The sequence below is a fragment of the Deinococcus sp. genome (assembly GCF_018260405.1).
Taxonomy (GTDB): Bacteria; Deinococcota; Deinococci; order Deinococcales; family Deinococcaceae; genus Deinococcus.
On the sequence record NZ_JAGLBG010000082.1, the window covers coordinates 1 to 11,279 of the forward strand.

General features: G+C 63.7%; 9 protein-coding genes. 2 read left to right on the forward strand and 7 right to left on the reverse strand.

What is annotated here, in order from left to right; translation table 11 throughout:
• Positions 1 to 189: 189 nt before the first annotated feature.
• The 6 genes from QZ269_RS10190 to ddrA form a co-directional block, all read right to left on the reverse strand.
• A complete protein-coding gene (locus tag QZ269_RS10190; RefSeq protein WP_291426604.1) occupies positions 190 to 2,925 on the reverse strand; it encodes an SMC family ATPase in 2,736 nt (911 codons plus the stop codon).
• 34 nt (positions 2,926 to 2,959) lie between these two features.
• A complete protein-coding gene (locus tag QZ269_RS10195; protein ID WP_291426605.1) occupies positions 2,960 to 4,138 on the reverse strand; it encodes an exonuclease SbcCD subunit D in 1,179 nt (392 codons plus the stop codon).
• 294 nt (positions 4,139 to 4,432) lie between these two features.
• Entirely contained in the window at positions 4,433 to 5,614 is a 1,182-nt protein-coding gene (locus tag QZ269_RS10200) for an acetyl-CoA C-acyltransferase (protein WP_291426606.1), read from the reverse strand.
• A 253-nt stretch (positions 5,615 to 5,867) separates the two neighbouring features.
• Positions 5,868 to 6,968 (reverse strand): glycosyltransferase family 4 protein, encoded by a 1,101-nt coding sequence (locus QZ269_RS10205; RefSeq protein WP_291426607.1) that lies wholly within the window; start codon positions 6,966 to 6,968, stop codon positions 5,868 to 5,870.
• Between the two features lie 206 nt (positions 6,969 to 7,174).
• Positions 7,175 to 7,357: a hypothetical protein gene (locus QZ269_RS10210; protein WP_291426608.1), complete on the reverse strand. Its 183-nt coding sequence runs from the start codon at positions 7,355 to 7,357 to the stop codon at positions 7,175 to 7,177.
• A complete protein-coding gene (ddrA, locus tag QZ269_RS10215) occupies positions 7,354 to 7,950 on the reverse strand; it encodes a single-stranded DNA-binding protein DdrA (RefSeq protein WP_291426609.1) in 597 nt (198 codons plus the stop codon). The genes QZ269_RS10210 and ddrA overlap by 4 nt, the downstream gene beginning before the upstream one ends.
• A gap of 172 nt (positions 7,951 to 8,122) precedes the next feature.
• Between ddrA and hisB the strand changes: the two genes are divergently transcribed.
• Both hisB and hisH read left to right on the forward strand, forming a co-directional pair.
• Complete coding sequence (gene hisB, locus QZ269_RS10220) at positions 8,123 to 8,710, forward strand: imidazoleglycerol-phosphate dehydratase HisB (RefSeq protein WP_291426610.1); 588 nt, start codon at positions 8,123 to 8,125, stop codon at positions 8,708 to 8,710.
• 105 nt (positions 8,711 to 8,815) lie between these two features.
• Positions 8,816 to 9,439, forward strand: coding sequence for an imidazole glycerol phosphate synthase subunit HisH (gene hisH / locus QZ269_RS10225; protein WP_291426611.1), 624 nt, complete (start codon positions 8,816 to 8,818; stop codon positions 9,437 to 9,439).
• A gap of 96 nt (positions 9,440 to 9,535) precedes the next feature.
• On the opposite strand, the gene glmM is transcribed toward hisH, so the two are convergent.
• Positions 9,536 to 10,870, reverse strand: a complete 1,335-nt coding sequence (gene glmM / locus QZ269_RS10230) for a phosphoglucosamine mutase (RefSeq protein ID WP_291426612.1) — start codon at positions 10,868 to 10,870, stop codon at positions 9,536 to 9,538.
• Positions 10,871 to 11,279: the final 409 nt, after the last annotated feature.

Consider the following 11,279-nt stretch of genomic DNA (forward strand, 5'->3'; position numbering starts at 1 on the left):
AGTCGTAACAAGGTAACTGTACCGGAAGGTGCGGTTGGATCACCTCCTTTCTATAGCGCTCCACAATACACTTCTCTTCTTTACCATCTGACCTTTAGGCCCCCCAGGAAACTGGGGGGCTTTGCGCTGTTTGTGTATCCCAAACGTGCGCCCCCAGTTCATGCCCCTAATTTGGAGGGGCACACATTCTTAGTTGTCTAAGCGTTGAACGCTGCTCCCCGCTACACTCTTGGTCACCAGTAGACGACTGGGCAAGCGTTCCGAGAGACTCTCGACATGGGTGACCACCCCGACCATCCGGCCCTGGGTGCGGAGACTTTCTAAAGCTCCGGCTACAGCTTCGAGGGCCTGAGGGTCAAGGGTGCCAAAGCCTTCATCGAGGAACAGTGCCCCCAGAATCTTGTTTCCGGCCAGGTAATCGCTCAGGGCTATGGCAAGAGCCAGTGACGCCAGGAAGGTTTCGCCGCCGGAAAGGGTTTTGACGCCGCGTGCTTCGCCTGCGTTCCAGAGATCCTGCACCACGTAATCGCCATTTTCTAGTGCCAGGCGGTAGCGTCCGTCGCTGATTTCGTGAAGGAGGATTCCGGCCCGTGCCAGCAGCTGGGCCTCGATTTCGGCGAGGAGGAACTGCTGGAATTCGTTGGCTTTTAGACTGTTGGTCAGGGCCTGCCAGGTGTCGAAACGGCCCGCTACGGCTGCGGCGCGGCTTTCAATTTCACCTTTCCGTTCCAGACGTTCGCGGCCTGCTCGTTCCTGCTCTGCCAAGCTTCCGGCCCGCTCCCGTATGGTGCTCAGAGCGGCGTCCGTAGCGCTAAGGTCACGCGTTGCCTGAACAAGTTCTGCGGGCACAAAGGGAAAAGCGCCCAGCTGCCGCTCCAGCTCGGCCACAGCTTGCTGCAACTGGGCGACCTGGGCAGCGTAATCACGCGCCGCGTGCTCAAGAGACGTGATTTCGTTTTCGGGTAACGCCGCTGCGCGGGCTTGTGGGACATTTAGTTGCAAGGCGGTCAGGGCCGCTTCTAATCCTTGCTGGGTCTGTTGCCAGTCAGCTTGCCGCTGCGCCGCACTAGACTGCGTGGCTTTTAGCGTCGCGTTGGCAGCGGCGAGATCACCCTGAGCGCGGGCCAGGGCCTTGGCCGTATTCTGAATCTCCTGCCGAATCTTCTGGATGTCCCCCAGGGCTTGTCGCCGGGCGGCTGCGGGGTCACTGCCTGCGGCCCGAACCCGCGCCGCCAGCCCAGCCAGCAGACGCAACGCTTCGGTCTGGGGATCGCCCGTGATGTGACTTTCGAGTTGCCGCAGATCCTGTTCACGCTGGGCCAGTTGCGCTTCCCAGTCAGTGTTCTCGGCGAGTTTTTCGCTCAGCCACGTTTCGCGGCTCTTAAGCTGGCCGCGGAGTTCGCTGAAGCGGTTGCGGCGCTCGTCCTGGGTGGCAGCCAGCATGGTGACTTTCTGTTCCAGGGCACGCAGGTCTGCCAGAGGCGCCTGAGGCAGCTGTCTGACCGTTTGCAGGCACAGCGGGCAGTCCTGACCGACATGCAGGTGCGGGCGGTAGGAGGCTAGCCCGCCTTCGAGCTTGGCTTCTTCCAGGTTCTTCTGGGCGGCTGCAAGGTCCGCTTTGGCGGTGGTGCCTTCGCGTCTGACCCGCTCCAGTTCGTCGCTCTCGGCGGCGTGCAGTTTTTGCTCGGCGGCGAAGCGTTCCTGGGCCGCTTTCAGGCTGACCTTCTGGGTTTCGAGTTGCACGCGCTCCAGCCTGATCTTTTCGACTTTCTGGGCGGCTTCACGGGCGGCGTGGTGAGCCTCTTCGTCCCAGGGGAGCGGGCTAGGGTGGGTCGTCTGAGGCGTGCCCCCAGCGCGTTTGAGGCGAGCGGCATCGGCTTCGGCCTCGCGCAGGGTTTCGGCCCGCTGTTCAAGTTCCGGAATCCGGGCTTCTTGAGCCTGGGCCTGTGAGGCGTGCGCGGCGGCCTGGTCGCTCTGCTGCGCGGCACTCTGGGCTGCGGCCAGAGCCTGCGCTAATTCGCGGGCCTCGCGTTCGTGGGCGATTCGGGCACGCTCGGCAGCGTCGATGAGCGGCATGACGCCCGCCACGCGCCGGGCCTGGGCCGCTCTGGTGGCGCCCTGCTGGATACTGGCCGAGCGCGACTGCAAGGTGCTCAGTCGCCGGGCCGTTTCCTCGTGCTGCCGCCAGATTTTTTCGGCTTCGTGCAGGCGGTTGACCTGGGTTTGTAGTTGCTCGCGGGTCTCGCTGAGTTGCTGGGCCTCCGCGTCGGTGCGTTCACGTTCGGCCCGCAGCCCGGCGATCAGTTCGGGGGTCACGCTGGCGTATTCGCTAAGCAGTACATTGTTCAGGCTCTGCGACTCGGCCTTAAGGTCTCTGGCCCGCTCGGAGGCGACCTTCTGCATCTCCTGCACGTGGTCAAGACCGGTCAGTTCGCCCAGGAGCATCTGACGCTCTTTGCCGTTGCCGTGCAGCAGGCTGGCAAATTCCCCCTGTGGCAGCATGACGCTGCGGGTAAAGGTTTTGAAGTCCAGCCCCACCACCTTGCGGATGCGTTCGGAGATGGCCTTGCTGCCGCCGTCGTTGAGGCCAGTCCAGCGGCCATCTTCGTCCAGGCGCTCGAAGCGCACCTCGTTTTCGGCCTGCTTGCGGCCCTTGGTGCGCGAGGCGCGGTAGGTGACGCCGCCGACCTCGAAGGTCAGAGACGCGCTCAGGGCGCGTTCGCCCTGCGAGATCAGCGCGTCGAGGCCCAAAGCGCCCAGCCGCGCAGTCTGCCCGTACAGCGCGAAGGTCATGGCGTCGAGCAGGCTGCTTTTGCCGCTGCCAGTCGGCCCGACCAGCGCGAACAGTTCAAGGTCGCTAAAATCCAGTTCGGTCAGTTGCCGGAAGGCCGTGAAGCCCTGGAGGTCAAGTTTCAGCGGGCGCATGGGGCCTCCTGTGGGCAAGTGGTGGAAGTTCTGGTCATGCCGGAATCTCCTCGCGGGCGGCTTCGTCAGCTTCCTTGAACGCGGCGCGGAGGTCAGCGGGCAACTCGCCGCGCCTTTCTTGCCAGTAACGCTCATAGAGTTCCATCAGGCTCAGGCCCTCGCGTCTTAATTCGGGCAGGGCGAGCTCTTCATGCTGCGCGTCTAGCTCGACGGCCAGGCTGTTCGGAGCGACCCGCAGCACGCGGTCCTTGAGGCCCGGCAGCGCGGTGCCTCCCGGCGCACGCACGACCACCCTGAGCAGCCCCGTGAACTCCTTTTCGCGTTCCAGCCGAGCTTCTAACGTATCCAGATCGGTACGGATCGTACGCAGTTCGCGCCCGCTCGCCAGCGGAATCGGGGTAATGCGGGCGGTGCGTCCGGCTTCTACCTCGACTAAATTAACCTGTTTTTTCTCGCCTCCCTCACCGAAATCGAGTTGAATGATGCTGCCCGGATAGGCGGCCAGCGGCGCTTCAGAAACGGTCTGCGGCTTGTGGATATGCCCCAGTGCCACGTACTGCGCCCCCGCCGGAAGTTGCAGGCCCGAGAGCGTGTACTGGTTGGTCAGGTCGAACTCGATTGTGCGCTCGGAACCGCTGGGCACCGCGCCGTCGATGGTGGTGTGGGCCATGAGCATGTTCACGCTGCCTGCGCGAAAGCCCTCACCCAGCCGCCGCAGAAAAAAGCCCATGCCTTCGCGGTATTTCTGCCGCCACGCGCCCACGTCGCCGTTCAGCAAGTCGGCGGCCTTGACCAGTCTGCGCTCCGAGAGATAGGGCAAAGCGCCCACAACCAGCGACTCGCCCGACTTCGTTTCGATGCCGCGCACCATGTCTAGCGGGTTGGCGGTGGGCTGGGCGACCATTTGAATGCCGATCCAGCCAAGCAGCCCCGTGACACTGCCCAGGCGGGCGGGGCTGTCGTGGTTTCCGGCGATGGCGATAGCCGGAATGCCCGCGTCGCGCAGCCGCAAAAAGAAGTCGAACACAGCCGCCTCGGCGTCGGCGGAGGGGTTCCCGGTGTCGAAGAGGTCGCCGGAGATCAGCACCGCGTCGGCCCGCTCGGATTTTGCCAGCGCCGCGATCTCGACCAGCGCCTCGTGAATTTCGGGAGTGCGGTCATAGCCCCGCAGGAGCCGTCCGGCATGGAAATCGGCGGTGTGAAGTACGCGCATAACGGAAAAAATAGCACGCGCTCTGGTGTGGCGTCGGCCCAGAGCCACACTACCGGAACTGCAAGAGACGCGCCGGGCTTCCCCTGAGCGCGTCTTTAGTGGTGATCTGGACTGCCGTGTGTTGCGTTAAAACCCGTAAGAGCACCGACAGAGTCCGTATAGGTTAAGTACGTTGAAGCTAACATTGCGAGATTCCGGGAAAGCACCGGAACCTTTCCATTCCCGCTCCAACGTACTTTCTTCTGCTACGCGCTCCGCGCGGTTTATCTACAAGATAAACGCAGTGTACTTAACTCAGAGCACCTCGAACAGGCCCGCCGCGCCCATGCCGCCGCCGACGCACATGGTCACGACGACGTGCTTGGCCCCGCGCCGCTTGCCTTCAAGCAGAGCGTGCCCGGTGAGGCGTGCGCCGCTCATGCCGTAAGGGTGCCCGATGCTGATGGCGCCGCCGTTGACGTTGTACCTGGCCGGGTCGATACCCAGCTGGTCGCGGCAGTACAGGGTCTGAACTGCGAAGGCTTCGTTCAGTTCCCACAAGTCGATGTCGTCAACGCTCAGGCCGTGGCGCTTTAGCAGCTTGGGCACGGCGTAGACCGGGCCGATGCCCATTTCGTCGGGTTCGCAGCCAGCGACGGCAAAGCCCTTGAAAAGTCCCAGCGGTTGCAGGCCGCGTTCACGGGCCAGATCGGCGTTCATGACGACCACCGCCGCCGCGCCGTCGGAGAGCTGCGAGGCGTTGCCCGCCGTAATCACGCCGCCCTCGATCACGGGCTTCAGCTTTTGCAGGCCTTCCAGGGTGGTTTCGGGACGGTTGCCCTCGTCAAGTTTCAGGGTCACTTCTTTATCGCTGATCTCGCCCGTGGCCTTGTCCTGCACCTTCATCGTGGCTGTCATCGGCACGATCTCGTCGTCGAATTTGCCCGACTGCTGGGCGGCGGCTGTACGCTGCTGGCTTTGCAGGGCGTACTCATCCTGTTGCTCGCGGCTGATGCCGTAGCGCCGCGCAACCACTTCGGCGGTTTGCAGCATCGGCATGTAGATTTCGGGCTTGTGCTCCATAAGCCACTCGCCGCGCAGACGGTAGGTGTTGGCATGCTCGTTCTGGGTCAGCGAGATGCTTTCCAGTCCGCCCGCCACGAAGACGTCGCCCTGCCCGGCCATGACGTGATTGGCCGCCAACGCGATGGTGTTGAGGCCGCTAGAGCAAAAGCGGTTGACGGTCACGCCGCTGACGCTGACGGGCAGCCCGGCCCGCAAGGCGATCTGGCGTGCGATGTTGCTGCCGGTCGCCCCTTCGGGATTGCCGGACCCCATGATAACGTCCTCGATCTCCTCGGGCCTGACTCCGGCGCGTTCGATGGCGTGCCGGACGGCGTGGGCACCGATGTCGCTGCCGTGGGTGTCGTTCAGAAAGCCACGGTAAGCCTTACCGATGGGCGTGCGGGCGGTAGAAACGATGACTGCTTCGGACATAAGAAATCCTCCGGGGACTGCGTAAAATTTTAAGCGCCTCCGAGTATGGCGTGATTTTTCCTCTTTTGCACGGACTTGAGCCACAAAGAAGTTCGCGCCAGGGTTGTTCTTATACGGATTGCGCCCTGACCAAGAGGGGGGCAGGCCCCATACGGGTGCCGTTTTGCCCAAGACAGCGGGCAGGCCCCATATGGATGCCGCTCTGAATCTTTCCTCCTCGCGTCCGCTCGGATTGAGTTCAAAATGGCCCAGTTCACTCGGCAAACGATTTGAGCAGTTCGGCCAGTCGCGCCGCGCTCTGCTGGGCCGTATGCCGCTCGAGCACGCGCTGGCGGGCGCTGAGGCCAAAAGCCCTGGCCCGCTCCGGGTGCTGTCTCAGGGCACTGAGGGCGGTGGCGATTAGCGCCGGGTCTGCCGGAATGCACAGCCCGTCCACGCCCCCGCGCACCAGTTCGGTCTGTGCAGGAATAGCAGTGGTCACGACGGCCAGGCCGGAACTCATGGCTTCCAGGGTGACCAACGACTGGTTCTCGGCCAGGGTGGGTTGCAGCAGGACATCGGCGGCGCGGTACAGCTCCGGCATGTCCCAGCGCCGTCCCAAAAAGCGCACGTTATGCAGGCTCAGGCGGGCTTTGAGCGTCTGCGCCAGCTTCCCGAAGCCCGAATCCATATCGCCCACGAAGACAAAGTCCAGCTCGGGGGCGTGGCGGGCGGCCAGAACGCCCAGCAACTGGTTTTTTTCCAGTGTAAAGCGCCCCGGCACCAGCACCGTAAAGCCCCCGAACCCCAGGGACTCGCGCAGGGCGGCCCGCTCGGGGGCGTCGGCGGGGCGAAACCTGCACGTATCTACGCCGTTGGTCATGCCCTGCACGCCGTCAAGGTGCATCCGGCCGCTTAAAAAAGCCGCGCCCCAGTCCGAAACGGTGATAACCCCGTCGGCCCTGGCAATGGCCCTGGCTTTGGTCACCCGGTAAATCTCGCGGTACAGGGCGCGAATCGGCGCGGGGTAGTGGTAATCCAGCTGGTCGTGGCTGACCACCACGCGCGGCGCGGCCAGCCGGGGCAGCAGCTGGGCGTAGGTTCGCGGCTCCCACGCCTGCACCACCCGCAGGTGATAGGGCCGGGTCAGTTCAGGCAGCGCGGCGGGGTCGTCGTACCAGTGCAGCGCAACGTCGGTGTCAGCAAAGGCTTCGGCAAAGGGCGTCAGGGTCTCGCGGCGGGGCAGGAACAGGCTGGGCTGCACCCCGTACCCGCCCAGCAGCGGCAGCAGGTCGCGCAGCCAGACCTCACTGCCCGCCACACGCGGAGCATCGGTTATGAAGGCGGCAGTCGGCGCACTCGGCCTGGTCAGCATGGGGAAGATGCTAGCTCAGGCAAGGTGCCGTGCCCCGCGCTCCTGTCTGCGCCTTTCCGTCCCCGTTCTCTGGTCAAGACGCAGTGACAATCTGCCTGACACAAGCCCCTTGAAGTTACCGTATGAGAAAAATAGGGCCTACGCTGCTGGCCCAGAAGGGCACCGCCTGCCCCTGTGCGGCGCAGCTCTACGAGTCCGTATAAGGCTCAGGTCACACTGAGAAGAAAGCAACTGAGGAGCGTCAGCGCCAGCACGCCGCCCATGACCTTGATGAGGCCGAGGGAGTCGGGCAGCGCGGGCGGCGTCCACTCGCTGCTCAGGGGCCTGTCAACGCTCACCGGAGTGTGGGCCGGGGCCTCGGCTACCCGCTTGAACGAGGCAGCGGTCATGCGGCCTGCCCGTTATTCACCGGGTGCAGGCTGCCCAGCGCGGCCTTGAGGTGCTTGTACACTTCGCGTTGCAGGTCGAGATCTTCGGGCAATTCGTACCTCAACTGATCCATCGCCTGCACCAGGTGAGCGCTGCCGGGGGTGCGCTCGTGATCGGGGCGGGCCCACTCGGGCAGCTCGGGCGGCTGCTTGGGCGCACGTTTGCTGTCGTCCCAGTCGGCCCACTGTTTGGGCAGGTCGTACAGGTAGCGCCCGATGCCAAACTGCACCGCGCAGCGCTTCAGGGCGTCGCTGCTGGCGGCCTTCAGCGTGCCCAGTTCGCCCTCACCCGCTTCGCCGATATCCTCCCGGCTCACGCCCAGCACAGTCAGGCGGCCCTTGACCACGGGGTGACTGGTGCCCGCAACGACTTCGAGTTCAAAGCTCCAGGCGTCGGGACAGATGGCGTCGAGGCGATCTTGCACGGCGCGGGCGTCAATGTGCCCCAGCATCAGGGCGCGGCTGCGATCTTTGGTGAACGCTCCCGGCTTCCACATGACCATGTGAGCAGGAAACGGGGCCTGGAGTCGTCTCTGAATATCGCTCAATTTCATGGATTTAGGATATAACAGAATGCGGTTACGGTCAAGACATAATATTAGCCACACAGTTAGCAGTGTTTGGCGCACTGTGGAGCACTCGAGTTGCCGGAAAGTGGCGTGGGTCTAGCAGGGCCACCCCAAACAACCCGCGCACCGTGTCCGGCAAACCGCGTACCATTCCCCCATGACCCGCACCGCCACCGTTACCCGCAAGACCAGCGAAACGGACCTCACCGTTCAGCTGAATCTGGACGCCCCGGCGTACCAGCCGCCGGCCACTGGGCACGGTTTTTTTGACCACATGCTCGACGCGTTGGCCCGCCACAGCCGCCTGGGACTGAGTATTTCGGGCACGGGCGACTTGCATATAGAACCGCACCACCTGATCGAAGACACTGGGATTACGCTGGGGCAGGCGCTTTCGCAGGCACTGGGCGACCGCCAGGGCACCGAGCGTTACGGCAGCGCCTTCGTGCCGATGGACGAGACGCTGGCCCACGTGGTGCTGGACCTCTCGGGCCGCGCCCACCTCGCCTTCGAGCCGGAAAACCTCGACGTGTACGGTGACGCGGGCGGCATGACCCATTACCATCTGCGGGAATTTCTGCGCGGCTTTTGCAATCACGCGGGCGTGACCCTGCATGTGCGGGTGCTGGCCGGGCGCGAGGCGCACCACGTCATTGAGGCGATTATCAAGGCCCTGGCACGGGCTTTACGGGACGCTGTAGCGGTGACTTCGGACGCTATGCCGAGTACAAAAGGAAGTCTGTGATGGCGAGCGTGACTGGGGGGGTTTTTCTGTACGCCACGTACCGCGCACCGTGCACCGTGCACCGCGCACTGCCTACTGACCACTCATCACTGACAGGAGCCGCCCATGCCTGAAGTCCTGCTGCTGGACTACGGGGCGGGCAACGTCCGCAGCGCCGCCAAAGCCCTTGAACGGGCCGGAATGACGGTTAGGGTCAGCGCCGACCCCGCCGATGTGCCGCACGCCGCCGCGCTGGTGGTGCCTGGTCAGGGCCACTTCCGGCAGGTGATGGAAGCCTTTGACCAGAGCGGGTTCCACGGCCCGGTCACCGACGCGGCCAAGGCCGGGGTGCCGCTGCTGGGCATTTGCGTGGGCATGCAGATGCTGCTCTCGGAATCCGAGGAAGCGCCCGGTGTGCCTGGCCTGGGATTGATCGCGGGGACGGTCAAAAAGTTCGTGCCGTTGCCGGGGCGCAAGGTGCCGCAGATGGGCTGGAACGCGCTGGAGCTGCGCGGCGACTCGCCTGTGCTGCGCGGGCTGGGCCACGACGCCTACGCCTATTTTGTCCATTCGTACTACGTGCCCACAGACGTGGCGCTGACCGACGGCGCGGTCGCCGAGTACGGCGTGCCGTTCTGGGCGGCGTTCAGCCAGGGCAACCTGCACGCCACGCAGTTTCACCCCGAAAAAAGCGGCGCGGTGGGGCTGGCGATTCTCGAGCGCTTTCGCCGGAACGTGCTGGAAGGCTGACCGAACCAAAGCCAGGCTACCCAAAGCCAGGCTACCCAGAACCAAGACAGGGCCGGAGCGATTTTGCCGTGTCCGCCCCTGCCTTGACGGGTCGCTTCAGCTCTTGCCTGCGCCGCGTTCTTCGACCACCCGGGCGACCTGCGCGGCCAGCTCGTGAATCTGGGCGGCGTCCTGGCCCTCGACCATCACGCGGATCAGGTTTTCGGTGCCGCTGGGGCGCAGGTTAATCCGGCCCTGCCCGGCCAGTTTCGCCTCGGCGTCGGCTACGGCCTGCTGCACGGCGGGGTCGGCGGCGATGGCTTTCTTGTCGGTTACGCGCACGTTCACCAGGGTCTGCGGGTACATCACCAGCTCGTCGTACAGCGCGTCCAGGCTGGTGCCCAGTTCGATCATGCTGTTCAGGGTCAGGAGCGCGGTCAAGATGCCGTCACCGGTGGGGGCCACGTCCAGAAACAGCACGTGGCCGCTCTGCTCGCCGCCCAGATTCAGGTGCTTGCTGTGCAGGCGTTCGTGAACATACCGGTCGCCCACGGCGGTGCGTTCCAGCGGGATTCCGGCGTCTTTGAGCTTCACTTCCAGCGCCATGTTGCTCATGATGGTGGTAACCACAGCTTTTTCGCCGCGTGCGCGGGCATTGAGCAGCAGCATATGGTCGCCGTGCACCACATGGCCGCGTGAATCGACGAACAGGGCGCGGTCGGCGTCGCCGTCGAAAGCCACACCGAGGTCGTAACTGCCCTCACGCACGATGCGCTGCAGGTGATCCATGTGCGTGCTGCCGCAGCCCCGGTTGATGTTGTGCCCATCGGGGGTGGTATACACGGCGAAAATATCTGCTCCCGCTGCCTGAAACACCCTGGGGGCCATGCGGAAGGCTGCGCCGTTGGCACAGTCGAGTACGATACGTTTGCCGCTGAGGTCGGGCGCGTAGGAGCGCAGGAAGCTAAAGTACAGCCGCTCGGCCTCCGAATAGTTGGTCACGCTGCCCATCTGCACGCCGGTCACCGGGGCAAAGCCGGGCACCTCGTCGATGGCCCGCTCGATGTCCAGTTCGGTGGCGTCGTTCAGTTTCTGGCCGTCTGCGCCGAAGAACTTGATGCCGTTGTCCTCGTAGGGGTTGTGCGACGCGCTGATGACGATCCCGGCGGTGGCTTCAAATTGGCGCGTCAGGTAACTTACGCCCGGTGTGGGCAGCACGCCCAGGTGAATGACGTTCACGCCCCGGCTGGTCAGGCCCGCCGCCAGCGCCGCTTCCAACATGTCCCCACTCTGGCGCGTATCTTTGCCGATAAGCACAGTGGCGCGCTCACTCTGGCGCTTAAGCACCTCTCCAGCGGCGGCCCCCAGTTGCATGACCCAGCCAGCGGTTAGCGGAAAGGCTCCAGCAACGGCCCGGACACCGTCAGTCCCGAAATACTTGCGTTCACTCATTCCTGTCATGATACGCCGCTGAGTGACATGTGTAACATTTTCAAGCTGGCCAGGAGAGACTCGGGAACTGGTGGTAACGCTCCGTCTTCTGCTTCAACTTCCGCAGCAGCTTTTGCCCAACTTAGAGCAGTTCTCCGAATTAAGGGCACGTCGGAACAACACTGCCGCCCCCTTCATTCTCCGTCCTGATTTTTCTGTTTCACTCGTTCCACTCGGCCAAAAGATGGTCAAAAGAGCATCATCTTTTGGCAAAACGCTCTAACGCCCGAAATTTGTATTTTCCCACTCGCGTCTGCTCGAATTGAATCCAAAACTGTTGGGTTCAATCCGAGTCTTAGAGGCTGTCTGAGGCCCATATCGTCGGAGTATCCATGCTGCCCTCTTCATCAGGCGCACAATCGCTGGAGCA